The organism is Sphingopyxis sp. (genome assembly GCF_034380315.1).
GTDB lineage: Bacteria > Pseudomonadota > Alphaproteobacteria > Sphingomonadales > Sphingomonadaceae > Sphingopyxis.
The window spans coordinates 280,061-303,384 of the sequence record NZ_JAXMPB010000001.1 but is presented as its reverse complement, the minus strand read 5'-3'; the positions used below and the strand labels follow the sequence as shown (position 1 = coordinate 303,384).

The 23,324-nt window shown below is 63.3% G+C and carries 25 protein-coding genes; 17 read left to right on the top strand and 8 right to left on the bottom strand.

Features of this window, described 5'->3' with window-relative positions:
* The first annotated feature begins 367 nt into the window (after positions 1-367).
* From U0S50_RS01600 to U0S50_RS01580, 5 genes are all read left to right on the top strand, one after another.
* The gene (locus tag U0S50_RS01600) at positions 368-1,015 is read left to right on the top strand and encodes a hypothetical protein (protein ID WP_322306998.1); all 648 of its coding nucleotides are present in this window, start codon (positions 368-370) and stop codon (positions 1,013-1,015) included.
* Positions 1,016-1,133: 118 nt separating this feature from the next.
* Entirely contained in the window at positions 1,134-2,042 is a 909-nt protein-coding gene (locus tag U0S50_RS01595) for a sulfite exporter TauE/SafE family protein (RefSeq protein ID WP_322306997.1), read from the top strand.
* Positions 2,043-2,047: 5 nt separating this feature from the next.
* Positions 2,048-3,040: a TIGR02186 family protein gene (locus U0S50_RS01590; protein WP_322306996.1), complete on the top strand. Its 993-nt coding sequence runs from the start codon at positions 2,048-2,050 to the stop codon at positions 3,038-3,040.
* A complete protein-coding gene (locus U0S50_RS01585) occupies positions 3,037-3,810 on the top strand; it encodes a TIGR02186 family protein (RefSeq protein ID WP_322306995.1) in 774 nt (257 codons plus the stop codon). Before U0S50_RS01590 ends, U0S50_RS01585 begins: the two co-directional genes overlap by 4 nt.
* Positions 3,811-3,893: 83 nt before the next feature.
* Complete coding sequence (locus tag U0S50_RS01580; protein ID WP_322306994.1) at positions 3,894-5,606, top strand: ATP-binding protein; 1,713 nt, start codon at positions 3,894-3,896, stop codon at positions 5,604-5,606.
* A gap of 63 nt (positions 5,607-5,669) precedes the next feature.
* Here the strand turns inward: U0S50_RS01580 and U0S50_RS01575 are convergent, their stop codons facing one another.
* From U0S50_RS01575 to U0S50_RS01565, 3 genes are all read right to left on the bottom strand, one after another.
* Positions 5,670-6,056, bottom strand: coding sequence for a VOC family protein (locus tag U0S50_RS01575; protein ID WP_322306993.1), 387 nt, complete (start codon positions 6,054-6,056; stop codon positions 5,670-5,672).
* A gap of 39 nt (positions 6,057-6,095) precedes the next feature.
* Positions 6,096-7,241: a cell wall hydrolase gene (locus U0S50_RS01570; RefSeq protein ID WP_322306992.1), complete on the bottom strand. Its 1,146-nt coding sequence runs from the start codon at positions 7,239-7,241 to the stop codon at positions 6,096-6,098.
* A gap of 131 nt (positions 7,242-7,372) precedes the next feature.
* Positions 7,373-7,804 carry a GFA family protein gene (locus U0S50_RS01565; RefSeq protein WP_322306991.1) on the bottom strand — a complete coding sequence of 144 codons (432 nt, stop codon included), beginning with the start codon at positions 7,802-7,804 and terminating at the stop codon, positions 7,373-7,375.
* A 212-nt stretch (positions 7,805-8,016) separates the two neighbouring features.
* Here U0S50_RS01565 and rimP point away from each other — a divergent pair, with 212 nt between their 5' ends.
* From rimP to rbfA, 5 genes are all read left to right on the top strand, one after another.
* Positions 8,017-8,562, top strand: coding sequence for a ribosome maturation protein RimP (gene rimP, locus U0S50_RS01560; protein WP_322306990.1), 546 nt, complete (start codon positions 8,017-8,019; stop codon positions 8,560-8,562).
* On the top strand, positions 8,562-10,193 hold the full coding sequence (gene nusA, locus U0S50_RS01555; RefSeq protein ID WP_322306989.1) for a transcription termination factor NusA: 1,632 nt from the start codon (positions 8,562-8,564) through the stop codon (positions 10,191-10,193). The genes rimP and nusA overlap by 1 nt, the downstream gene beginning before the upstream one ends.
* Positions 10,174-10,932, top strand: coding sequence for a DUF448 domain-containing protein (locus tag U0S50_RS01550; RefSeq protein ID WP_322306988.1), 759 nt, complete (start codon positions 10,174-10,176; stop codon positions 10,930-10,932). The genes nusA and U0S50_RS01550 overlap by 20 nt, the downstream gene beginning before the upstream one ends.
* 17 nt (positions 10,933-10,949) lie before the next feature.
* Complete coding sequence (gene infB / locus U0S50_RS01545; RefSeq protein WP_322306987.1) at positions 10,950-13,514, top strand: translation initiation factor IF-2; 2,565 nt, start codon at positions 10,950-10,952, stop codon at positions 13,512-13,514.
* A 110-nt stretch (positions 13,515-13,624) separates the two neighbouring features.
* Complete coding sequence (gene rbfA, locus U0S50_RS01540; RefSeq protein WP_322306986.1) at positions 13,625-14,035, top strand: 30S ribosome-binding factor RbfA; 411 nt, start codon at positions 13,625-13,627, stop codon at positions 14,033-14,035.
* Positions 14,036-14,120: 85 nt separating this feature from the next.
* Here rbfA and U0S50_RS01535 read toward each other — a convergent pair whose 3' ends face one another.
* Genes U0S50_RS01535 through U0S50_RS01520 form a run of 4 tightly spaced genes read right to left on the bottom strand, consistent with a single transcriptional unit; the run spans position 14,121 to position 15,652 of the window.
* Positions 14,121-14,372 (bottom strand): WS/DGAT domain-containing protein, encoded by a 252-nt coding sequence (locus U0S50_RS01535; protein WP_322307275.1) that lies wholly within the window; start codon positions 14,370-14,372, stop codon positions 14,121-14,123.
* A gap of 56 nt (positions 14,373-14,428) precedes the next feature.
* Positions 14,429-14,755, bottom strand: a complete 327-nt coding sequence (locus U0S50_RS01530; protein ID WP_322306985.1) for a DUF1971 domain-containing protein — start codon at positions 14,753-14,755, stop codon at positions 14,429-14,431.
* 2 nt (positions 14,756-14,757) lie between these two features.
* Complete coding sequence (locus tag U0S50_RS01525; protein ID WP_322306984.1) at positions 14,758-15,192, bottom strand: hypothetical protein; 435 nt, start codon at positions 15,190-15,192, stop codon at positions 14,758-14,760.
* A complete protein-coding gene (locus U0S50_RS01520; protein WP_322306983.1) occupies positions 15,173-15,652 on the bottom strand; it encodes a group III truncated hemoglobin in 480 nt (159 codons plus the stop codon). The genes U0S50_RS01525 and U0S50_RS01520 overlap by 20 nt, the downstream gene beginning before the upstream one ends.
* A gap of 77 nt (positions 15,653-15,729) precedes the next feature.
* Here U0S50_RS01520 and U0S50_RS01515 point away from each other — a divergent pair, with 77 nt between their 5' ends.
* Positions 15,730-16,161 (top strand): Rrf2 family transcriptional regulator, encoded by a 432-nt coding sequence (locus tag U0S50_RS01515; RefSeq protein WP_322306982.1) that lies wholly within the window; start codon positions 15,730-15,732, stop codon positions 16,159-16,161.
* 20 nt (positions 16,162-16,181) lie between these two features.
* On the opposite strand, the gene U0S50_RS01510 is transcribed toward U0S50_RS01515, so the two are convergent.
* Complete coding sequence (locus tag U0S50_RS01510; RefSeq protein WP_322306981.1) at positions 16,182-17,777, bottom strand: AbgT family transporter; 1,596 nt, start codon at positions 17,775-17,777, stop codon at positions 16,182-16,184.
* A 57-nt stretch (positions 17,778-17,834) separates the two neighbouring features.
* On the opposite strand from U0S50_RS01510, the gene U0S50_RS01505 reads away from it, so the two are divergent.
* The 6 genes from U0S50_RS01505 (at position 17,835) to pnp (ending at position 23,300) form a co-directional block, all read left to right on the top strand.
* On the top strand, positions 17,835-18,446 hold the full coding sequence (locus U0S50_RS01505; protein WP_322306980.1) for a thymidine kinase: 612 nt from the start codon (positions 17,835-17,837) through the stop codon (positions 18,444-18,446).
* Complete coding sequence (locus U0S50_RS01500; RefSeq protein WP_322306979.1) at positions 18,439-18,978, top strand: GNAT family protein; 540 nt, start codon at positions 18,439-18,441, stop codon at positions 18,976-18,978. Before U0S50_RS01505 ends, U0S50_RS01500 begins: the two co-directional genes overlap by 8 nt.
* Positions 18,979-19,048: 70 nt before the next feature.
* Entirely contained in the window at positions 19,049-19,486 is a 438-nt protein-coding gene (locus U0S50_RS01495) for a DUF6491 family protein (RefSeq protein ID WP_322306978.1), read from the top strand.
* Between the two features lie 38 nt (positions 19,487-19,524).
* The gene (gene truB / locus U0S50_RS01490; RefSeq protein WP_322306977.1) at positions 19,525-20,457 is read left to right on the top strand and encodes a tRNA pseudouridine(55) synthase TruB; all 933 of its coding nucleotides are present in this window, start codon (positions 19,525-19,527) and stop codon (positions 20,455-20,457) included.
* Between the two features lie 25 nt (positions 20,458-20,482).
* A complete protein-coding gene (rpsO, locus tag U0S50_RS01485; protein ID WP_322306976.1) occupies positions 20,483-20,752 on the top strand; it encodes a 30S ribosomal protein S15 in 270 nt (89 codons plus the stop codon).
* 247 nt (positions 20,753-20,999) lie between these two features.
* Positions 21,000-23,300 carry a polyribonucleotide nucleotidyltransferase gene (gene pnp, locus U0S50_RS01480; RefSeq protein WP_322306975.1) on the top strand — a complete coding sequence of 767 codons (2,301 nt, stop codon included), beginning with the start codon at positions 21,000-21,002 and terminating at the stop codon, positions 23,298-23,300.
* Positions 23,301-23,324: the final 24 nt, after the last annotated feature.

Sequence of the window (23,324 nt, the reverse complement as noted above, 5' to 3'; positions counted from 1 at the left end):
GCCCGTTTCCCCTTCGTTGCACGATCCGTCTGCGCCGCGCGAGCCAGCGCCCGCGCGGACGTTGCCCGCGATGGACCGGCTGTCATCCACGCTGGCGCCGCTGATTATCCTGCCCGGTCGGGCGGGGCCTCGAACGGCCGCCTTGATAACAAAGGCGAATGCCGCGCGTCCCTTCGGTCCGGTCGCGTCTCGACCCGTCGCGGGTGGCGACGCCGTTCCCTTGACGGCTCGCGTGCTGCCACCTCCGGAGCTGTCCGGTTCGGCGCCGGGTTCCTTGGCGGAGCCGCTCGGCGGGCGGCCTTTTGCGCCCGTTCTGTCTCCCGGCATGCAACCCGGCGGAACCGGCCCCTATTGGACGCGGCGCCAAATGGCTGGTTGGTCGCTCGCTGGCTGGGGCTATCTGCGCAATCGGCCGCGCGTTGGCCCAGCCGGCATCGCTGCTGCGAGCCAGCTTGGCGCCAGCCAGGCTGGTGCGCGCGTTGCTTTCGGGTTCGGCCGGACGGGTCGCTTGCGCGCCTTCGGCCGGGCGACCGCCGCGCTGGATCGGCCGCAGCAAAGTGAGGGCGCGCTGGGGTTGGCTTTCGCACCCGTCGCGCGGTGGCCGATCGACGTTGCGGTTGAGCAGCGCTTTGCTGTCGGGCGCGAAGGACGGACGGCGTTGGCGGTGATGGTGGTCGGGGGTGTCGGCGATGTCGCGCTCCCGGCTCAATTCCGATTGGAGGCTTATGGGCAGACAGGTGTGGTCGGAACCCGGAGGCGCGACGGCTTCGCGGACGGTTTGGTCGTGATCGACCGCGCTCTCAAGATCGGATCTGACGACAATGTCCGGGTCGGCGCTTTGGTTGCCGGGTCGGTACAGCCAGGCGCCGCAAGGGTCGATGTCGGTCCCCGCGTGACGCTGCGTCTTCCCGATATTGGCAAAGGCAGCCGGATCGCGCTCGATTGGCGTCAACGGGTCGCGGGCGATGCTCAACCGGAAAGCGGCTTGGCCCTGACGCTGGCCTCGGATTTTTGAACCCACTCTTCGCAAATTCGGATTTCAGCCCGGAACAGCCGTTTCCCCGCTCGCGAAAAATGGGCTAGGGTTGGTATATCCGGTTCCGCAACGGGGCCGCTCGTGTCATTCGGATTCCATGGACCTCTACCTTCCTGTCGCCAATCTGTCGGTCAATGCACTGGTCATCGTCCTGCTCGGCGGTGGGGTCGGTTTCCTGTCGGGCATGTTTGGCGTGGGTGGTGGCTTCCTGACCACGCCGCTGCTGATATTCTACGGTATTCCGCCGACGGTTGCGGCGGCATCCGCGGCAACGCAGGTGACAGGCGCAAGTGTGTCGGGCGTGCTGGCGCATCTCGACCGGGACGGCGTCGATCTTCGCATGGGGGCGGTGCTGGTCGCGGGCGGTTTCGTCGGATCATTGATCGGCGCTGGCCTTTTCGAATTGCTGACCGCCTGGGGGCAGATCGATACGGTGATCGCCATTCTGTACGTTGCGCTGCTGGGGTCGGTGGGGACGATCATGGGTCGTGAAGCCTGGGGCGCGTTTCGCGCGGCAAAAGTCGGCTTGCCAGCGCCCGCACGCAAACGGCGTCACCATCCGATGGTCGCCAATCTGCCGCTGCGCTGGCGATTCTATCGCTCCGGACTTTACATCTCTCCGCTTGCGCCGTTGATCCTTGGCATGATCGTCGGTGTGCTCACCATGCTGCTCGGCGTGGGCGGCGGCTTTATCATGGTTCCGGCGATGCTCTATCTGCTCGGCATGGGCACGCAAGTGGTTGTCGGCACGTCGTTGTTCCAGATCCTGTTCGTGACGATCGCGACGACGATGGTGCATGCGATGACGACCGGTGCGGTCGATATCGTGCTGGCGGGCCTGCTCCTGATCGGCAGCACGGTCGGGGCGCAGGTGGGAGCGCGTTTCGCGCAAAAGGCGCGCCCCGAATATTTGCGGCTGGCGCTGGCCGGGATCGTGTTGCTCGTGGCGTTGCAGATGGCGGTCGGCCTCTTCATTCGCCCCGACGAGATCTATACGGTGCAATGATCCGGGTGCGCGCCTTGATCCTTTGTCTGGCTGCTTTGCTGGTGCCGCTGGGTCACGCGCATGCCGCCGATCCGCGATTGGTGCCCGACGTATCCAGCCGGGCAATCGACATTCAGTACAGCTTCACCGGCGAAGAATTGTTGTTGTTCGGCGCGATCCTTTACCCCGGTCAACGTCTGCCCGACGATCGCGCGGACATCGTGGTGGTGCTGAAAGGTCCGGTCCGGCCGATCGTGCTTCGCGAAAAGCGCCGTGTCGCGGGCATATGGGTCAATGCCGACAGCATCCGCCTGCGCACCTCGCCGGGGTTCTACGCCATCGGTTCCTCGCGTCCGATCGACAAGCTGGTCGATGAACGTACGGCCGCGATATTCGAACTGGGGCTCAACAATCTGTCGATGTCGCCGACCGGCTTTTCAGAGGCAAAGACGCTGGCGCGTTTCGAGGCGGGACTGATCGATCTCTATACGCGCATGGGGCTTTTCTATGCCAATCCGTCGGCTGCGGCAAAAGTCGGCTTGCCAGCGCCCGCACGCAAACGGCGTCACCATCCGATGGTCGCCAATCTGCCGCTGCGCTGGCGATTCTATCGCTCCGGACTTTACATCTCTCCGCTTGCGCCGTTGATCCTTGGCATGATCGTCGGTGTGCTCACCATGCTGCTCGGCGTGGGCGGCGGCTTTATCATGGTTCCGGCGATGCTCTATCTGCTCGGCATGGGCACGCAAGTGGTTGTCGGCACGTCGTTGTTCCAGATCCTGTTCGTGACGATCGCGACGACGATGGTGCATGCGATGACGACCGGTGCGGTCGATATCGTGCTGGCGGGCCTGCTCCTGATCGGCAGCACGGTCGGGGCGCAGGTGGGAGCGCGTTTCGCGCAAAAGGCGCGCCCCGAATATTTGCGGCTGGCGCTGGCCGGGATCGTGTTGCTCGTGGCGTTGCAGATGGCGGTCGGCCTCTTCATTCGCCCCGACGAGATCTATACGGTGCAATGATCCGGGTGCGCGCCTTGATCCTTTGTCTGGCTGCTTTGCTGGTGCCGCTGGGTCACGCGCATGCCGCCGATCCGCGATTGGTGCCCGACGTATCCAGCCGGGCAATCGACATTCAGTACAGCTTCACCGGCGAAGAATTGTTGTTGTTCGGCGCGATCCTTTACCCCGGTCAACGTCTGCCCGACGATCGCGCGGACATCGTGGTGGTGCTGAAAGGTCCGGTCCGGCCGATCGTGCTTCGCGAAAAGCGCCGTGTCGCGGGCATATGGGTCAATGCCGACAGCATCCGCCTGCGCACCTCGCCGGGGTTCTACGCCATCGGTTCCTCGCGTCCGATCGACAAGCTGGTCGATGAACGTACGGCCGCGATATTCGAACTGGGGCTCAACAATCTGTCGATGTCGCCGACCGGCTTTTCAGAGGCAAAGACGCTGGCGCGTTTCGAGGCGGGACTGATCGATCTCTATACGCGCATGGGGCTTTTCTATGCCAATCCGTCGGCTGTCGAGATCACCGAAGGGGTGCTCTATCGCGCTCGCATTCCCGTTCCGGCGCGCGTCCCGGTGGGTACGTATCGCGCCGAAACCTATTTGATCAGTCGGGGGCGGGTGTTGGCCGTCGCGTCGCGCGATGTCCAGATCCGCAAGGCCGGATTCGAGCGTTTCGTGGCTCTGGCGGCCGAACGTCACGGCTTTCTTTATGGCCTCAGCGCAGTCCTGCTGTCGCTGTTACTGGGCTACGGCGCATCGGCGATCTTCCGCCGCCGCTGATCTGTATACGCGCGCATCATAAGCGCTTTGTTTACCCTCCCATGCGATAGCCCATCGGGGACCAACATCAGGCGGGGCGTTTTATGGACATGCATGGCGGTGGTTTTGGCACCGGGGATTCCACGGCGGCACAGCATGTGCGGCTTGCAGGCGGGGGCACCGCCGCGCCGGTGATAGCGGCCGTAAACCATCATCGCGACGATCTTTTGATCGGCGAAGTGATTGAAATTTCGGGGTCGACATCGCGTCTGCTGCTCGACGCGGCGGCGATTTCGGCCCTGTCCGGATCGAGCGACCCGGCGGTTGCCATGGCGGGGCAGGTCGGGGCGCAGGTCAAGGTGCGTGTTGGCAATGTCTGGCTGCTTGGCAGCATCCGTGATCAGCAACTTCACGAGCGCGGAGAAGGCCTGATCGTCGCGTCAATCGATTTTCTGGGCGAGGGTGACGAGGAAAAGATCACCGGTCGCATTCATAATTTTCGCCGCGGCGTCACGCGCTTCCCGGTGCCCGGCAGCCAAGTCTATGCGGCCACCAGCCCCGACCTCAAGCAAATCTATGCCGCGGATGAGCGGGCTCATGTCGAAATCGGCACCGTCTATCCCACCAAGGATATCCGCGGTTCGCTCTATATCGATGCGATGCTGGGCAAGCATTTCGCGCTGCTCGGATCGACGGGTACTGGTAAGTCGACCAGCGCCGCGTTGATCCTTCACAAGATCTGCGAACTAGCACCGCAAGGCCATGTCGTGATGATCGACCCGCACGGTGAATATTCGGCGGCCTTCAAGGGAACCGGAGCCCTGTTCGACGTCGACAATCTGGCGATGCCTTATTGGTTGATGAATTTCGAGGAGCATTGCGAGGTTTTCGTTACCAGCGAGGGACGCGATAGGCAGAGCGACTGTGACGTCCTCGCCAAATGTCTGCTGCAGGCGCGCCAGAAGAATCGCCTGGCCGAAGGCATGAGCAAGATTACCGTCGATTCGCCGATCCCCTATCTGCTGTCCGACCTGCTCAACATTCTGCAGAATGAAATGGGAAAGCTGGACAAGGCGACATCTTCAGCGCCGTTCATGCGGATCAAGGGCAAGATAGAGGAAATGCGCGCCGACCCGCGCTACAATTTCATGTTTTCAGGCATGCTGGTTGCCGACACGATGACCAGTTTCCTTGGAAAGATTTTCCGCCTGCCTTCCGATGGCCGACCGATCTCGATTATCGACGTGTCAGGCGTTCCCTCGGATATCACGGGGGTCGTCGTCGCCGTGCTGTCGCGCCTGACGTTCGACTATGCGATCTGGTCGCGCGGCGAACCGCAACGCCCCATCCTGCTCGTGTGCGAAGAGGCGCACCGCTATATTCCCGCAAAGGACGTGGGACAGGGACAGGCGGTTCGCAAGATCCTCGAGCGTATCGCCAAGGAGGGCCGCAAATATGGCGTTTCGCTGGGCCTGATAACCCAGCGCCCGTCCGACCTGGCCGAAGGCGTGCTGTCGCAGTGCGGCACGATCATTTCGATGCGCCTTAACAACGAACGCGATCAGCATTTCGTCAAGGCGGCAATGCCCGAAGGCGCACGCGGCTTCATCGATTCGATCCCGGCGCTGCGCAACCGCGAGTGCATCATCTGCGGCGAAGGGGTTTCGATACCGATCCGTGTCTATCTTGACACGCTCGAAGAGGACAAGCGTCCGGCGTCGGGCGATCCTCTCTTTTCGAAACTGTGGCGCGAAACTGGCGGCGAGGCCGAAATTCTGGAACGCGTCGTCAAGCGCTGGCGCAGCCAAGGGCGGTAATCGCCAGTCTCCAATTGGTGACGGTGCCAGGCTCGCTTTGCTGGTTGGGCGGGCGGACAGGGGCTAAGCCGCAGGCGGTTCCCAAAGTTCGATCGGATTGCCTTCTGGGTCGTGCACCCGCGCGAAACGGCCGACGGCTGGGTCGTCCCATTCGGCCTTGGTGATCACCGACTCCCCCGCTTCGCGGAATGGCGCAAGAACGGCGTCCAGATCGTCAACCCGCAGGTTGATCATGAACTGGCGGTCGGCAGCGAAATAGTCGGTGTCCGCTTTGAACGGAGCGAAAACGAGCGGACCCGCCGTGACATTCCAGACCCATTGATTGGGGGGTGTGCTGTCGTCGGCGCTGCATCCGCCGCCAACCCCCAGCCGATTGCGATACCAGTCGGCCAGGGCTGTCGGGTCATGCGCCCGAAAAAACAGACCGCCAATTCCCTTCACATGTCCCATCACGGCCTCCCCAGTCGGTGAGGCGTACAATCTATGCCCCTAGCGCGGCTGAATCCACTCCCCGCTGCCTTTATATTCCTCCCGGATCTGGCCGGACTGGTTCAGGCGAGGATCGGCGTACGCTGACGGTGGCGCAGGCGTGCGTGCAGGGGGCGTTACGGGACCGGTTGGTCGTTCGGACTGCGCCATGGCTTGAGGCGTGGGCGCTGGCGATGTGTCGGGAAGCGGGGCGATCACGCTACCACTGCCATCGGGAAGCAATGCGGTCGGGGCTGCCGTACCGGCGCGTGCGGTCAGCTGGTCGGCGATCGGCAGATAGGGGCCCGGTACGGGTTCGCGCCCTAGATAGGGCGCGCGAAAGGCGTCGGGCATTCCCCAGCGGCCGCGCCAGCGATGAAAGATATGTGCGCCAACAATGTTGGTCATCACCAGGCTCTTGCCCCAGCGCGGCCAGATGGCGGTGGTGTGATAATGGGTTGCCAGCCCGACACCGGAAAACACCTGTCCGCCCAGCGCTGCCGAGGCGACGCGGCTCGCGCGCAGCCATGTGGCCCGGCTGGGCGCGCGGGCCATCGCGCCATCGCAGGCAAAGGTGAACTGACAGACCCCGGCGCGCTGTGATCCCTGGAACACCACGCCGCACACGCTGTTGGGAAAGCTCGGATGGCGAACGCGGTTCAGCACCGTCTGCGCCACGCCGCGCATCCCGTCGTCGGTTTCCGATGCCGCTTCGTAATAGATGGCGGCGGTCAGGCAGTAATGGGCGCGCTCGCGATCGAGCGCCGTCGCGCCCCGAAAGGCATAGCTTTTGGCAGGTGGCCCGACGAAGGCTTCATCGCGGAGCGCTGCCGGATCGGTCGGGGGCAGGGCGGTGGCGTCGGAAAAATCCACGCTTCGCGGGTCGGGAAGGGTCGGGTCGAGTTTCAGCGCCGCATCATAGTCATCGGCGTTCATGATCGCCCAACGGGCGGGGTCATACGGCTTGAAAGACAGCGGAACGGTGACGCTATAGGGGCCCAGGAAGCGCGGTGCGCGCAATTGTCCGCTTGAAGCGAGCAACGCGGCGCAGGCGACGGCAACTGCTGCCCCGAGCCCGATCCAAAAATTGCGTCCCGGCCCCGCCGGGCGCTTCGGCGTGGGGTCCTGCCACGTGGAGCGGGCGGTCAGGGCGAGTTCGGGTTTCATGCGCGCATTGTCTTTCGGGCCCGCCGCCGCGAATCGCTCGCGCCGATTGGGTCGGGGTACCTTATGCCTGAAACGCCAACAAATTGTTGCGGTGGGCCGGGGGCGGGTGGAGGGCAGCCTTTTGTTCGCCCCTATGCGTTTCCGATACCGAATTTCTCCATCACCTGCGCGCCGGTCAGGCGTTCGCGTTCGCCTGAAAATGTATAATATTCTGGCTTTTCATCGATATAGATTTCGCCCGACAAGGTGAAATCTGCCGCGCCCTCGAACAGGCCAGCGCTTAGTGAATAGCTGGCCATGGGTTTGTAATAATAGAAAAGATGGGTCCCGCACGTTCCGCAAAAGGCACGTTCGGCCCATTCGGACGATGCATATCGGACGATATGCTCCGCGCCCTCGAATGCGGCGTCGGGCGTCATCGGGACTGATAGGGCCGCGCCGCCACCGCCCCATCTGCGGCACATGCCGCAATGGCACGCCTCGACATGCGGTTCGGGCGGGGCGATGTGGACCTTCACTTGACCGCACAGGCATTGGCCCATGAAACTGGTAGGGGAGGTCATATCGGCATCTCCTTGGCTTGCCTTCGGGGCATAGCCTTCGTTACCTGCACCGGTAAAGCGGGGCTGCCGTGACTTGGCCCTTGCCCACACCTTCGGTTCGGCCTATATGCGCGATCACTCCTAGACATGGTAAGCCAGATAGGACGTCGGGGCCGCGGGCCGCGGCGGCCGAAAGCGCATGGTTTTCCGGTCTGCATTATTGGGAATTTGATTTGGTCGATTTCGACGCCCTCAATGCGATCATTGTGCCCGAAGCCGAGGCGATGGGCCTTTCGCTGGTGCGCGTCGCCTTTTTCGGAGGCGAAAGCGATCCGACGTTGCAGGTGATGGCTGAGCGACCCGATACCCGCCAGTTGGTGATCGAGGATTGCGCCGAATTGTCGCGCCGTATTTCTGACCGACTCGACGCGCTTGAGGAGGCGGGCGAGGATCCGATCGAGGGCGCCTATCGCCTGGAAGTGTCGTCGCCGGGTATCGACCGGCCGCTCACGCGGCCTGCCGACTTTGCCGATTGGGCGGGGCATGAGGTCAAGATCGCGCTTAAGGAAAAGCGCGACGGGCGCCAGCGTTTCAACGGCGAGCTGATCGGGATCGACGGCGACGTCGTTACCATCGCCGACAAGGAAGGGGTGGAGCATAAGCTGCCGTTCGATTCGATCGATACGGCCAAGCTGGTGCTCACCGACAAATTGATTGCCGCAACCGTCCCGCTTTCGGCCGAAGGCGCGGATGAAATGGAAGAAGAAGGACAGGACTGATGGCCACAGCCATTTCTGCCAACAAAGCCGAATTGCTCGCGATCGCCAACAGCGTCGCCAGCGAAAAGATGATCGACAAGGCGATCGTCATCGAGGCGATCGAGGAAGCGATCCAGCGCGCAGCGCGAGCCCGCTATGGCGCCGAAAACGACATTCGCGCAAAACTCGACCCGCAGACCGGCGACCTTCGCCTGTGGCGCGTCGTCGAAGTCGTCGAACAGGTCGATGATTACTTCAAGCAGGTCGATCTGGCGCAGGGCCAGAAGTTGCAGAAGGATGCGAAGATCGGCGATTTCATCGTCGATCCGCTGCCCGCCGTCGACCTTGGCCGCATCGACGCCCAATCGGCGAAGCAGGTGATCTTTCAAAAGGTGCGCGAGGCCGACCGCGAGCGCCAGTATGAAGAGTTCAAGGACCGCGGCAACGAAATCATCACCGGCGTCGTCAAGTCGGTCGAGTTTGGCCACATCGTCGTCAATCTGGGCCGCGCCGAAGGTGTGATCCGCCGCGACCAGCAGATTCCGCGTGAACTGATGCGCGTCGGTGATCGCGTTCGGGCGCTGATCCTGTCGGTGCGCCGCGAGAACCGCGGGCCGCAGATTTTCCTGAGCCGCGCCCATCCCGAGTTCATGAAAAAGTTGTTCGCGCAAGAAGTGCCTGAAATCTATGATGGCATCATCGAGATCAAGGCGGCTGCCCGCGATCCGGGTTCGCGCGCGAAGATCGGCGTCATCAGCTATGATGGTTCGATCGATCCGGTCGGCGCCTGCGTTGGCATGAAGGGCAGCCGTGTCCAGGCGGTCGTTCAGGAAATGCAGGGTGAAAAGATCGATATCATTCCCTGGTCGGAAGATACCGCAACCTTCGTCGTCAACGCGCTGCAGCCCGCGACGGTGCAGCGCGTCGTCATCGACGAGGATGACAGCCGTATCGAGGTTGTCGTTCCCGACGACCAGCTCAGCCTTGCTATCGGCCGCCGCGGTCAGAATGTCCGCCTTGCCAGCCAGCTGACCGGCAAGCAGATCGACATCATGACCGAAGCCGATGCGAGCGAAAAGCGTCAGCGCGAGTTCGTCGAACGTTCGACGATGTTCCAGGAGGAACTCGACGTCGATGAAACGCTGGCCCAACTGTTGGTCGCCGAAGGCTTTGGCGAGCTCGAAGAGGTCGCCTATGTTCCGCTGGAGGAACTGGCGGGCATCGAAGGTTTCGACGAGGAACTCGCTGAAGAGCTGCAGAGCCGCGCTGGCGAAGCGCTCGAGCGCCGCGAGGAAGCCGCGCGCAGCGAACGCCGCGCGCTGGGTGTCGAAGATGCGCTGGCCGAAATGCCGCACCTCACCGAAGCCATGCTGGTGGTGCTTGGCAAGGCCGGAATCAAGACGCTTGACGATCTGGCTGACCTCGCGACCGACGAACTGATCGCCAAGAAACGCAGCGACAACCGTCGTGGCGGTCGCAGCGACCGCGCCGAAGACAAGGGCGGTGTGCTGGGCGAATATGGCCTCTCGGACGAGCAGGGCAACGAGATCATCATGGCTGCACGTGCCCACTGGTTCGAGGACGAGCCCGAAGCCGCACCCGCGGCAGAGCCGCAAACCGGGGAGGCCGCCGATGCGGACCCCGCGCAATGATCAGCTAGGCGATAGCGACCGCGCGGGGCAGCGCGGGCAGCACGCGCCCGAACGGCGCTGTGTCGTGACCGGCGAAGTGGCGCCGGCCGTGGGGCTCGTGCGTCTGGCGCTCGGGCCCGACGGCGTGATCGCGCCCGATATCCATGGCAAAGCGCCCGGCCGCGGTGCCTGGATCGGCGTGCCGCGCGCGGAGTTGGAGGCGGCGCAGGCGAAGGGCAAGCTCAAGGGCGGGCTGGCGCGGGCGCTGCACGAGAATGGTTTCACGATTCCCGACGACCTGGGCGCGCGGATCGAGGCGCAGCTGGAACGCGCGACGCTCGACCGGTTGGGGCTGGAAGCGCGCGCGGGCGCACTGATTTCGGGCAGCGACCGGATCGAGGAGGCGGCACGTCGCGGCCGGGTGCGATTGTTGCTCCATGCACGCGACGCAGGCCCTGACGGGCGGCGCAAGCTGGCACAGGCGTGGCGGGTCGGCGAGGCGGAAGAAGGCTCCGGCCGCGAAGGCGTGGTCTTGCCAGTGGACCGACAGGCCCTATCTATGGCATTGGGGCGTGAAAATGCGGTGCATCTGGGCGTAACCGACGCTCGTGCCGCTGACCGGGTGCTGGCACATCTCTCCCGCTGGCAGTTTTTTACCGGATGGTTTAGGGACGCGTCCAACCGCGGCCCTGACACGGATTCCCGCGAAGCGGGAGCAGGGGCGACGCCTTCGGGTTCCGCCCGAACCGACGCGTTTTGAAGGAATGATGGTTTTCGATGAGTGACGAACAGGACAAGCCGACCCTCAGCCGCAAGCCCCTCGGGCTGAAGCGGACGGTCGAGGCCGGGCAGGTGCAGCAGCAGTTCAGCCATGGCCGCCGTAATACGGTGGTGGTCGAGGTGAAGCGTCGCCGCGTCATCGGACGCCCCGGCGAAGCCGCTCCTGCGCCCGAAGTCGAAGAGGCTGCACCCGCGCCCGTCCCGGCTCCCGCTCCGAAGCCGGCTGCGCCCGCTCCGAAACCCGCCCCGCGAGCGAGCGAGGCTGACAGCCTGATGTCGCGTCAGGAACGCCAGGCACAGCTGCTGCGCGAGGCCGAGGAGGCACGTCTTTCCGCGCTCGAAGACGCCCGCCGCCGTGAAGAGGCGGAACGCGTCAAGGCGATCGAAGAGGAAAAGGCTCGCGCTGCCGAGGCGCGAGAGGAAAAGAACAAGGCCGCAGAAGCGCCGGCACCTGCCCCGGCCGCACCGGTGGAGGCTGAAAAGCCCGCGGAGTCACCCGCCGCTGCCGCTCCAGCCGCCGCCGAACCCAAGGGTGAAGCTGCCGCTCCGCGTGCGACAACGACGACGGCCGCGCCGGCGCCGCGCCGCTTTACCCCGGTCGAGCCGCCGAAGCGCCCGGAACCCAAGCGCCCGGAACCCAAGGCGAACCGTGGCGGCGACAACCGCCGCCAGTCAGGCAAGTTGACGGTCACGCGCGCGCTGAACGAGGATGAAGGCGCCCGGGCGCGCAGCCTCGCGGCGCTCAAGCGCGCCCGCGAAAAGGAAAAGCGTTCGCATATGGTCTCGTCGGGCCCGCGCGAAAAGCAGGTCCGCGAAGTTGTCGTTCCCGATACCATCACGGTGCAGGAACTGGCGAACCGCATGGCGGAAAAGGGTGCCGACCTGGTGAAGGCGCTGTTCAAGATGGGCATGATGGTCACCGTCAACCAGACGATCGACCAGGACACCGCTGAATTGCTCGTCACCGAATTCGGGCACGAGATCAAGCGCGTCAGCGAAGGCGATATCGATATTCGCCATGACGAGGATATCGACGACGCCGCGTTGCTCAAGCCGCGTGCGCCGGTGGTCACGATCATGGGCCATGTCGATCACGGCAAGACCAGCCTGCTCGATGCCCTGCGCGGCGCCAATGTCCAGGCAGGCGAGGCGGGCGGCATTACCCAGCATATTGGGGCCTATCAGGTGAAGACTGCCGACGGGGCGCTGGTGACGTTCCTCGACACGCCTGGCCACGAAGCCTTTACCGAAATGCGCGCCCGCGGTGCCAATGTCACCGACATTGCCATCTTGGTGGTGGCCGCAGACGACGGGTTGAAGCCGCAGACGATCGAATCGATCAACCATGCCAAGGCGGCGGGTGTGCCGATCATCGTCGCGATCAACAAGGTCGACAAGGAAGGCGCCAATCCGCAGCGCGTGCGTGAACGTTTGCTCGAGCATGAAATCATCGTCGAGGAAATGGGCGGTGAGGTGCAGAATGTCGAAGTGTCGGCGCTGAAGAAGACCGGTCTCGACAAGCTGCTCGACGCGATCGCGCTGCAGGCCGAAATCATGGAGCTCAAGGCCAACCCCGACCGCGCCGCCGAAGGTACGGTGGTCGAGGCCAAGCTCGACAAGGGCCGTGGGCCGGTGGCAACCATCCTCGTTCGCCGCGGCACGCTGAAGGTTGGCGATATCTTTGTCTGCGGCGCCGAAAGCGGCCGTGTCCGCGCGCTGGTCAATGACCAGGGCAAGCAGATCAAGGAAGCGACGCCGTCGATGCCGGTTGAGGTGCTCGGCCTTGGCGGGGTGCCGATGGCTGGCGATACGCTGACCGTCGTGGAGAATGAGGCGCGCGCCCGCGAAGTCGCCGCCTATCGCCAGGAACAGGCGCTCAAGAAGCGGACGGCGCAGGCGCCGGTCAGCCTCGAAGGCATGTTCTCGGCGCTCGCCGACAAGGCCAATGTCATCGAATATCCGGTGGTCATCAAGGGCGACGTGCAGGGCAGCGTCGAGGCGATCGTCAATGCGCTGAACAAATTGTCGACCGACGAGATTCGCGTCCGCGTCCTCCATTCTGGAGCTGGTGCGATTACCGAAAGCGACGTCACGCTTGCCGCCTCGACCAAGGCGCCGATCATCGGCTTCAATGTCCGCCCGAACGCCAAGGCGCGCGAAATCGCGAACCGCGAAAAAGTGCGCTTCATGTATTATGATGTCATCTATCACCTGACCGCGGAAGTCGCGAAGGAGATGGCGGGCGAACTGGGGCCGGAACGTGTCGAAACCGTTGTTGGTCGCGCCGAGGTCAAGGAAGTCTTCCCGGCTGGCAAGCGCGACAAGGCGGCCGGCCTGCTGGTGCTCGAAGGATCGATCCGCAAGGGGCTGCACGCACGCCTTACGCGCGCCGACGTTATCGTCTCGGCAACGACGATCGCGTCGCTGCGCCGCTTCAAGGACGATGTCGCCGAGGTGCGCGCGGGCCTGGAATGCGGTGTGGTGCTGGCCGATACCAATGACATCAAGCCGGGCGATCACCTTGAGGTCTTTGAGGTCGAGGAACGCGAACGTACGCTGTAACCTACTCCCCTTTCCGCAGGCGGAAAGGGGTCGGGGGGTGGGCCCCTGGCAAATATGTATCAGGTCAGGCCCACCCCTGACCCCTCCCGCTAGCGGGAGGGGGAAAGGCTATGCGACACAAGGAACAACCCCAAGGCCCCTCGGTCCGCGTGCTGCGCGTGGGTGAACAGGTGCGCCATGTGCTGTCCGAAATCCTCGCGCGCGGCGACGTGCATGACGATGTTCTCGCGACGCATCCGGTCAGCATTACCGAAGTGCGCATGTCACCCGACCTGCGCCATGCCACCGTGTTCGTAAAGCCGCTGCTCGGCAAGGACGAGGATGCGGTGATCAAGGCACTGCGCACCAACACCGCCTATCTTCAGAAAACCGTCGCGTCGAAGGTGCGGATGAAATATGCGGCGAAGCTGAAGTTCCTCGCGGACGAAAGCTTCGACGAGGCGGGCCATATCGAAAAACTGCTCCGCGATCCCAAGGTGGCGCGCGATTTGGCTACTCCCGAGGACCACAGCGGCTCTTAACTTTCCTTTGTGCTGAGCGAAATCGGGGTACGCCGAAATTGGCACCAAGTCGACGGACCTCTCGACTTTGCTGGATGCGAGTGGTTCAGGCGTCGGATTTGGGCGCCTTGATCCCCGCAGCGGCTTCCAGTTCGACCAGCGCTTCCTCCAAATAGTCGATCATTCGCTGCGCGCGCGGTACGCTGCGGCGGCAAGCGGTGATGCCAAAATCGATATTCTTGAAATTCGATACCTGAGTGATGTTCATCGCCATGCCGTCGACTGGGATGCTGGCAGGATAGGGCCGTACTGGCCAAAGGGAGTCAGCTTCAGCACTTCGCTGAACGGTCGCCGCTATCCTTCGGACCGGCGCAGCATGGCAGGGGGCGGGGCCGAGTCAGGCTGCTCTGCGTGTCAGGCCCCCTGCGACGGTGACGATGGTGTACAAAAGGCGATGCTGATCGTCACGGCGCCCGTCCGTTCCAGGTGGTGCGGGACCTGCGGCGGCACCAGCATCACGTCGCCCACGACCAACTGCCGCATACCCCCTTCCGCGTCATCCCAGCAAAAACGAACGCTTCCCGCCGTCACCGACAACAAACCCCAAACCCCGGGCTTGATGTCGTGACGGCGCAGCAAACCAGCGGGGATGCTGTCGGCGCTGAACGGCCCGATCGTGCGATAAATACAGGCGCTGGACGGCAAATGCGGTCCACGCTCGGCAATCGTTGGAACGGTCACGGTCAAAATCCTGTGCTGGCTCGAATGACAAAGAAAATGATTCCGAGAAAGGCGAAGCCAGCCGGAACCGCCAGAATCTGCGCGGCGACGGTCGCGCTGTCCATGGGCCCGGTCCACGTGTCGAGGAAGCCTCCTGACTGGACGAGCGGCGATGGGCGCTCGATGCCTTTTTGGCGGTGGAGGAGCGCGGCGGTTGTAAAGTACATCAACGTGTAGAGGATAGAGATCAGGATCATGAAGATTGTCGCCGTGTCGCGCCCTGTTGCCGCGCCGATGCCGATGAAGAACAGTGCGTAACAAGTGAACATGGTGCGCCAGATCCAGCGCGGTAGTTGAAAACCGGTCTGAATGCCGCTGACCTCATAAGGGTCGTTGGGTCGCATTGCGGCCGGCAGGTGGGCGTGTTCCAGGCTCGGGTCAGGACAGATCTTGGACATGGGGTAACTCCCCTTTGCGGTCGGGTGTATGATCACGGTGAACCCAGATCGCGCTCAGCAGGCTGTCGGCGATCATTCGTGCTTTTTCTCCCACCAACTGTGCGGCTTCAGGGGTGGGGGCCAGCCGCGCCAGCGTGGCATAGAAGAGCCGCAGCCAATGAACGAAATGGGCTTCGTTCAGTGACGGGATCGCCAAATGCTTGACCATCGGGTTGCCGGTGAAATTGCCCGCGCTGAGCAGGATCGACTGCCAGAACCGGTTCATCTGCGCGAGATGTGCGGGCCAGTCGTCGATATGCGCGGCAAATATCGGGCCAAGGAGCGCGTCGGCGCGAATCGCGGTATAAAAATCATCGACAAAGGTCGCGATGAATGCCTCGTCGATGCCGATCGCGCTAGCTTCGGTGCGCCGCTTTTCGCGTGCGGCATGGGCATGAGGGTGGGTGGAGGTCGTGGTCATTGTAAGCTCTTTTATGGTATTTCATATACCTCTTTAAGGACGTTGCGCGAAAAAGCAATATTCAATATACCTATTTTATGCGATTGAGCCTTCACAGCGATTATGCCCTGCGCATCCTGATGGCGCTTGCCGCCACCGGTCGACAGATGTCGGTCGATGAAATTGCCGGGCAATATGGGATTTCGCGGAACCATCTGGCCAAGGTGGCGCAGCGGTTGCAAGCGCTTGGCCACATCAGTGCGCAGCGCGGGCGCGGCGGCGGGCTGACCCTGGTGCGTCCGCCTGAGGAGATTGGCGTCGGTGCGGTCGTGCGCCAGTTTGAAAATCTGGGTGGGTTGGTCGAATGCATGGACCCCGCGACGTCGACCTGTCCGGTGCGCGGAGGGTGCGGGTTACAGGGCGTGCTTGGCGGCGCCCTGGCTGCGTTTCTGGCGCACCTCGACGGTTATAAGTTAGCTGATCTGCTGCCTCAGCCCGCGCGATTTCGAGCCTTGCTCGGCGCGGACTGAGGGCAGGTGGCAGCGTTCGGTCAGGGCGTGACTGCCGACGGGATTGGGATATGGACGCTCGCGCCTGGGCCAAGCGGCAGATCAAGCCCGACCCACAGCGCGACGAGGGCGACGCCGCTGATCAGCAGACCGACCGAGTATGGCAGCATTGTCGCGGCCAGGCTGCCGAGTCCGAAATTGGGTTGCCAGCGCTGGCAGAAGATCAGGATCAGCGGGAAATAGACCATCAGCGGGGTGACGATATTGGTCGCACCGTCGCCGACGCGATAGGCGGCGGTCGTCATTTCGGCGCTGATGCCGAGTAGCATCAGCATCGGCACCATCACGGGGGCGAGCAGCGCCCATTTTGCACTCGCCGAACCGACGAACAGGTTGAGCGCGGCGGTGAGCAGCACGATGGCGGCGAGCAGCAGCGGCGCGGGCAGGTCCATTGCACGCAATCCGTCGGCGCCATGAACGGCCAGGATCAGGCCGAGGTTCGACCAGGCGAACATCGCGACAAAATGCGCCGCGGCAAAGGCGAGGACCAGATAATAGGCCATATCGCCCATCGACTCGCTCATCATCTTGACGAGGTCGCGGTGGTTACCGACCACGCCGGTCGCGCGGCCATATGCCCAGCCGGCGAGCAGGAAGAGCAAGAAAAAGCCCGCTACGAGCGAACGGTAAAAGGGAGACAGGCGCGCTTCGGGCGGCGCGGCTTCGTCGATGAGCGGCGTGCCGGGGCCAAAGGTGAAGAGCAGCCAGAGGCCGACGACGAACAACACGGCCAGGCCTGCATGGCGCAATCCCTTGGCTTCGGCGTTGGTCAGTGGCCTGTCCCGTTCACCGGCGTCGCCACCAGCTGCCGCCCCTGCGGGGACATAAGCGCCGAGGCGGGGTTCGATGATGCGGTCGGTGACATACCAGATGACGGGCAGAAAGATGAAGAGCATCGTTGCGATGAAATACCAGTTTCCGGCAATATTCGCCTGCCAGTCCCCGAACACGGTTTCGACGGCGGCCTCGGTGATGCCGAACAGCAACGCGTCGAGCTGGCCGGGAAGAAGATTTGCCGAAAACCCCCCTGAAACGCCAGCAAAGGCCGCCGCGATTCCCGCGACCGGGTGGCGACCGGCGGCATGATAAATGACGGCAGCCAGCGGGATCAGGACGACATAGGCAGCGTCGGCCGCTAGATTGCCCATCATCGCGACCAGCGCGACCAGCGGGGTCAGCATGCGCGGCGATGCGCCGCGGACGCTGGCGCGCATCGCGGTGCCGAACAGGCCGGTGCGTTCCGCAACCCCCGCGCCCAGCATGACGACAAGGACATAGCCGAGCGGATGGAAATGAGTGAAGGTCGTGGGCATATCGACCCACAGCTTGGCGATATTGTCGGCGCTCAGCAGGCTCGTCGCCGCGATCACCTTTTGTCGCCCGGTCTCGGGGTCGATTTCGGTCGGATGCAGCGCCGACCAGCCCGCCGCCGAAGCGATTGCCGACAGGACGACCAGGCCGCCGACCAGCCACAGGAACAGGACGACTGGATCAGGCAGTCGATTGCCGACCCGCTCGATCCATCCGAGTACGCCTTTCTGCGCCGGCACGGCGTCGGTGGTGGTCGAACTGGTCATGCAAAATCCCTTGTTGGAGCGTCTTGTCGTCCCTGACGGTCGGACTATAGCCAGTGAATGGCCAAGCTCTATTTCTATTATGCCAGCATGAACGCCGGCAAATCGACGACGCTGCTGCAGGCGGACTTCAACTATCGCGAGCGCGGCATGGAGACAATGCTTTGGACGGCGGCGTTCGACGATCGTTATGGGGTCGGGCAGGTGACGAGCCGGATCGGGCTGATGGCCAACGCCCATAAATTCGAGCCGGAAAGCGATATTTGGGCGGCGGTGATGGCTGAAAATGCGGAGCGTTCGCTGGCGTGCGTGCTGGTTGACGAGGCGCAGTTTTTGTCGCGCGATCAGGTTCTCCAACTGGCGCGGCTTGCTGACGAGGCCGATATACCGGTGCTCTGCTATGGTCTGCGCACCGATTTTGCGGCGAATCTGTTTCCAGGATCGGCCGCCCTGCTCGGGCTTGCCGACGCCTTGATCGAGCTAAAGGCGGTGTGTGAATGCGGGCGGAAAGCAACGATGAACCTGCGCGTCGACGAACATGGCCGCGCGGTGGTCGAAGGGGCGCAGACGGAAATCGGCGGCAACGACCGCTATGTCGCCATGTGTCGCCGCCACTTCATGACGAAGCGGCGCGAAGCCGCGTTCGCCCGGAAGGAAGCCGCCGATGCTTGACCGCCTGTATGCCGAACTCTTCGACGGCGACCTTCGCCTCGTCAGGCTGGAGGAGGGGCATCGCGCGGCGTTGCGCATTGTCTGCGCCGCCGATACCGACATCTGGACCATCTATTCATCAAGCTTCGGACCGGGGCATTTTGACGCCAGTTTCGATGCGTTGATCGGCGGGGGCGGGCGCCGTCCCTATGCGATTTTCAACGGCGAACGGCTGGTCGGGATGACGGCTTGGCTGCGGCCGGACATGTCGGCGCAAACGGTCGAGATCGGCAACAGCTATATCCACCCCGATCTGCGAGGTGCCGGCTTCAATGGCCGGGTCAAGCGGCTGATGATCGACCATGCCTTTGCGGTTGGCATTCGTCGTATCGAGTTTCGTATCGACGAGCGCAATGCGCGGTCGCAAGCGGCCGTGACCAAGCTCGGGGCGCAGCGGGATGGAGTTCTGCGCGCCGAACGGATTACTTGGACCGGCTATGTCCGTGATACCGGATTGTGGTCGCTGCTGCCGGAGGACTGGTCCGTGCGCTAGGCTCAGCTGCGGTTCAGACTTCCGCTGTTACTGGCCGGACAAGGGCAGGGTCACGGCCGAAGGACTCGACATGCCACGGATTTTGTTTCTTGCGCTTGCCGCCGCTCTTCTCCCCTCTGCCGGGGTGGCGGCCCATGCCCCCGATGCGGATACTGCCGCGCAGGAAGATGCGGCGGCGCGTACGCTGGGGGAGGAGGCGAGCATCGTCTTTCCCGGCGATAGTTCGATCCGCAATTGGCGGGCCGATCGTGATCGTGGCCTGTGGATTCAGGATCGCCGCGGCAACTGGTATTATGGTAGCTTCCTGGGAAGCTGCCGCGATATCGACTTCGCTCATGCAATCGGCGTCGAAACGCGCGGCACCGCCCGGCTCGACCGTTTTTCGACGATCATCGTGCGCGGCGAACGCTGCCCGCTTCATTCCTTCGTCACCTCCGAAGGGCCTCCGTCGAAGAAAGTGCGGAAAGGGGAACGGAGCGGCAGCAAGGTGCCTGAGACCCTGCCGTAAAATTGACAAGCACTGCCGCTGCGGCCTAGCGGGCGCGCATGAACGGCTGGATCATTCTCGACAAACCTTTGGGTCTCGGCTCGACGCAGGCGGTCGGCGCGGTCAAGCGCGTCTGCCGTGAAGCGGGGCTGGGCAAGGTCAAGGTCGGCCATGGCGGGACGCTCGACCCGCTTGCGACGGGGGTGCTGCCGATCGCGCTGGGCGAGGCAACCAAGCTGTGCGGACGGATGCTTGACGCCAGCAAGGTCTATGATTTCACCATCGCTTTCGGTGCAGAGACCGCGGGCCTCGATGCCGAGGGAGAGGTGGTGGCGACCAGCGATGTGCGTCCGACTCGAGCGGCGGTGGAGGCGGTGCTGCTGGACTTTACTGGCGATATCGAGCAGGTGCCGCCGGCCTATTCGGCGATCAAGATCGACGGCCAGCGTGCCTATGACCTTGCTCGCAAGGGCGAGGATGTCGCGATGAAGGCGCGGGGGGTAACGATCCATTCGCTGAAAGCGGGCGCCGATGGATCGGAATCGCGGAGCACCGCGAGCGCTCCGTCCATCGATGGAGGGGGGCTCGCATCGATTACCCTCACCGCCCATGTGTCCAAGGGCACCTATATCCGCAGCCTTGCCCGCGATATTGCGCGCGCCGTCGGAAGTGTCGGGCATGTCACCATGCTTCGGCGCACCAAGGCGGGGCCGTTCGACCTCTCTCAGGCGATTTCGCTGGACAAATTGAACGCTTTCGGCCAAGGGGCCGCGCAATCAGATTTCATTCTGCCGCTCGAGGCAGGGCTGGTCGACATCCCGGCTCTGGACCTTTCCCCGGAAGCGGTGGGGGCGATCCGTCAGGGTCGCGTCTGGACCGGGGTTAGCACGCACGACGGGCTCTATTGGGGACGGGATAGCGAATTGCGACCCGTCGCACTGGTGGAGGCTTTGGTGGGAACGCTGAAGGTGGTGCGAGGCTTCAATCTTTAAGCTGCGATGTCGAAGGAAGAAAAATATGTCGATTACCGCCGAGCGCAAAGCCGAGCTCATCCAGGAACATGCGCGCGAAAAGGGCGATACGGGTTCGCCGGAAGTTCAGGTCGCGATCCTGACCGACCGCATCAACACGTTGACCGAACATTTTAAGTCGCACCACAAGGACAATCATAGCCGCCGTGGTCTGCTGATGATGGTCAACAAGCGCCGCAGCCTGCTCGACTATCTGAAAAAGAAGGATGAGGGCCGCTATCAGGACCTCATCGCGAAGCTGGGTCTTCGCAAATAAGAATGCGAGGGCGGCTCCGGATTCGGGGCCGCTTTCATTTTGTGTTTCCTGGCGAAGGCCGGGACCCGGCGCGGTTCTCGGCCGCGCCATGAACACGGCTCCCGGCTTTTGCCGGGGAAAGCCGAAGGGGCTTCCCGCATCCGGCGGGTTCGCCATTTGGGGCAGACAGACGCCCCGCACCGCCCGGGCCGGATTGCCCGGACAGAGGCCCCGCCCGGCATAGGGCCCGGCGGGCGAAGGAAAACACATGTTTGACGTGAAAAAAGTATCGATCGAGTGGGGCGGTGAAACGCTGACGCTCGAAACGGGTAAGGTTGCCCGCCAGGCCGATGGTGCCGTGATGGCGACGCTCGGCGAAACGGTTGTGCTTTGCGCCGTGACGGCCGCCAAGTCGGTGAAGGATGGGCAGGACTTTTTCCCGCTCACCGTCCACTATCAGGAAAAATATTCGGCGGCCGGGCGCATCCCGGGCGGCTTCTTCAAGCGCGAACGCGGCGCGACGGAAAAGGAAACGCTGGTTTCCCGCCTGATCGACCGCCCGATCCGGCCGCTGTTCCCCGAAGGTTTCTACAACGAGATCAACGCCATTGCTCAGGTGCTGAGCTATGACGGCCATAATGAGCCCGACATTCTCGCGATGGTCGCTGCCTCGGCCGCGCTCACCATTTCGGGCGTGCCCTTCATGGGTCCGATCGGCGCCGCGCGCGTCGGTTATGTGAACGGCGAATATATCCTCAACCCGACCGACGAACAGGTTGCCGAAGGCGACCTCGATCTGGTCGTCGCCGCCACTTATGATGCGGTGATGATGGTCGAATCCGAAGCCAATGAGCTGTCGGAAGAGGTTATGCTCGGCGCCGTCCTGTTCGCGCACGATGCGTGCAAGGAAGTGATCAAGGCGATCATCGCCCTGGCCGAACAGGCTGCCAAGGACCCGTGGGAGATGGCCGGGTCGGACGACAATGCCGCGCTCAAGGACAAGATCAAGAAGCTGGTCGGCAAGGACATCGCCGCCGCCTACAAGCTGACCGACAAGTCGGCTCGCTCGAACGCTTTGAACGAAGCGCGCGCAAAGGCGAAGGAAATGTTCGTCGGGGAAGGCCTTGATCCGCAGGCCGTGATGGCGGGCATCAAGCTCACCAAGAAGCTGGAAGCCGAAATCGTTCGCGGCGCTATCCTGAAGGACGGCAAGCGCATCGACGGCCGTACGACGACGCAGATCCGTCCGATCGTTGCCGAAACCCATTTCCTGCCGCGCGCGCATGGTTCGGCGCTGTTCACCCGCGGCGAGACGCAGACGATCGCGACCTGTACCCTTGGCACCAAGGATGCGGAGCAGATGATCGACGGCCTCAACGGCCTGTCGTACCAGCATTTCATGCTGCACTATAACTTCCCGCCCTATTCGGTCGGTGAAGTCGGCCGCTTCGGCGCGCCGGGCCGCCGCGAGGTTGGCCATGGCAAGCTGGCGTGGCGTGCGCTGCATCCTGTGCTGCCGACCAAGGATGAATTCCCCTATACGATCCGTCTGACCAGCGACATCACCGAATCGAACGGTTCGTCGTCGATGGCGTCGGTGTGTGGCGGTTCGCTGTCGATGATGGATGCCGGTGTGCCGATCAAGCGCCCGGTTTCGGGTATCGCCATGGGCCTGATCCTTGAAGGTCAGGATTATGCGATTCTGTCGGATATCCTGGGTGACGAAGATCATCTCGGCGACATGGACTTCAAGGTTGCGGGCACGTCCGAAGGCATCACCACGATGCAGATGGACATCAAGATTGCGGGCATCACGCGCGAAATCTTCGAAGCCGCTCTGAACCAGGCCAAGGAAGGCCGCGCGCATATCCTCGGCGAAATGGCGAAGGCGCTGGGCGAAGCCCGCACCGAGCTGTCGGCGCACGCGCCGCGCATCGAAACGATGCAGATCGACAAGGCGAAGATTCGCGACGTCATCGGTACCGGCGGCAAGGTGATCCGCGAGATCGTCGCAACCACCGGCGCCAAGGTCGACATCGACGACGAAGGCCTGATCAAGATCTCGTCGAGCGATCTCGAGCAGATCGAGGCCGCGCGCAAATGGATCGCGGGCATCGTCGAGGAAGCCGAAGTCGGCAAGATCTATGACGGCAAGGTCGTCAACCTCGTCGATTTCGGGGCGTTCGTGAATTTCATGGGCGGCAAGGACGGTCTCGTCCACGTCAGCGAAATCAAGAATGAGCGCGTCGAAAAGGTCGCCGACGTCCTCGCCGAAGGCCAGGAAGTGAAGGTCAAGGTTCTCGAGATCGATCCGCGCGGCAAGGTTCGCCTGTCGATGCGCGTCGTCGATCAGGAAACTGGCGAGGAACTCGAAGACACCCGCCCGCCGCGCGAACCGCGCGAGCGTGGTGACCGTGGGGATCGCGGTCCGCGCCGTGACGGCGGCGACCGTGGCCGTGGCGGCCGCGATCGCGGTCCGCGCCGCGATGGCGAAGGCCGTGGCCCGCGCCGCGAACGCAACGAAGGACCGGAAGACCAGGGCCATGTGCCCGACTTTCTGAAGGACTAAAACCTTCGGGTTTGAATAGGGAAG

Bases quoted from the DNA above. Each gene is read 5' to 3' on its own strand.
- truB (WP_322306977.1), top strand. From the start codon at position 19,525: ATGAACGGCTGGATCATTCTCGACAAACCTTTGGGTCTCGGCTCGACG.
- rbfA (WP_322306986.1), top strand. From the start codon at position 13,625: ATGCGACACAAGGAACAACCCCAAGGCCCCTCGGTCCGCGTGCTGCGC.
- U0S50_RS01515 (WP_322306982.1), top strand. From the start codon at position 15,730: ATGCGATTGAGCCTTCACAGCGATTATGCCCTGCGCATCCTGATGGCG.
- U0S50_RS01600 (WP_322306998.1), top strand. From the start codon at position 368: ATGGCTGGTTGGTCGCTCGCTGGCTGGGGCTATCTGCGCAATCGGCCG.
- U0S50_RS01550 (WP_322306988.1), top strand. From the start codon at position 10,174: ATGCGGACCCCGCGCAATGATCAGCTAGGCGATAGCGACCGCGCGGGG.
- U0S50_RS01595 (WP_322306997.1), top strand. From the start codon at position 1,134: ATGGACCTCTACCTTCCTGTCGCCAATCTGTCGGTCAATGCACTGGTC.
- U0S50_RS01585 (WP_322306995.1), top strand. From the start codon at position 3,037: ATGATCCGGGTGCGCGCCTTGATCCTTTGTCTGGCTGCTTTGCTGGTG.
- U0S50_RS01510 (WP_322306981.1), bottom strand. From the start codon at position 17,777: ATGACCAGTTCGACCACCACCGACGCCGTGCCGGCGCAGAAAGGCGTA.
- nusA (WP_322306989.1), top strand. From the start codon at position 8,562: ATGGCCACAGCCATTTCTGCCAACAAAGCCGAATTGCTCGCGATCGCC.
- U0S50_RS01525 (WP_322306984.1), bottom strand. From the start codon at position 15,192: ATGTCCAAGATCTGTCCTGACCCGAGCCTGGAACACGCCCACCTGCCG.
- U0S50_RS01570 (WP_322306992.1), bottom strand. From the start codon at position 7,241: ATGAAACCCGAACTCGCCCTGACCGCCCGCTCCACGTGGCAGGACCCC.
- U0S50_RS01505 (WP_322306980.1), top strand. From the start codon at position 17,835: ATGGCCAAGCTCTATTTCTATTATGCCAGCATGAACGCCGGCAAATCG.
- U0S50_RS01495 (WP_322306978.1), top strand. From the start codon at position 19,049: ATGCCACGGATTTTGTTTCTTGCGCTTGCCGCCGCTCTTCTCCCCTCT.
- pnp (WP_322306975.1), top strand. From the start codon at position 21,000: ATGTTTGACGTGAAAAAAGTATCGATCGAGTGGGGCGGTGAAACGCTG.
- U0S50_RS01580 (WP_322306994.1), top strand. From the start codon at position 3,894: ATGGACATGCATGGCGGTGGTTTTGGCACCGGGGATTCCACGGCGGCA.
- rpsO (WP_322306976.1), top strand. From the start codon at position 20,483: ATGTCGATTACCGCCGAGCGCAAAGCCGAGCTCATCCAGGAACATGCG.
- U0S50_RS01500 (WP_322306979.1), top strand. From the start codon at position 18,439: ATGCTTGACCGCCTGTATGCCGAACTCTTCGACGGCGACCTTCGCCTC.
- U0S50_RS01575 (WP_322306993.1), bottom strand. From the start codon at position 6,056: ATGGGACATGTGAAGGGAATTGGCGGTCTGTTTTTTCGGGCGCATGAC.
- U0S50_RS01565 (WP_322306991.1), bottom strand. From the start codon at position 7,804: ATGACCTCCCCTACCAGTTTCATGGGCCAATGCCTGTGCGGTCAAGTG.
- infB (WP_322306987.1), top strand. From the start codon at position 10,950: ATGAGTGACGAACAGGACAAGCCGACCCTCAGCCGCAAGCCCCTCGGG.
- U0S50_RS01520 (WP_322306983.1), bottom strand. From the start codon at position 15,652: ATGACCACGACCTCCACCCACCCTCATGCCCATGCCGCACGCGAAAAG.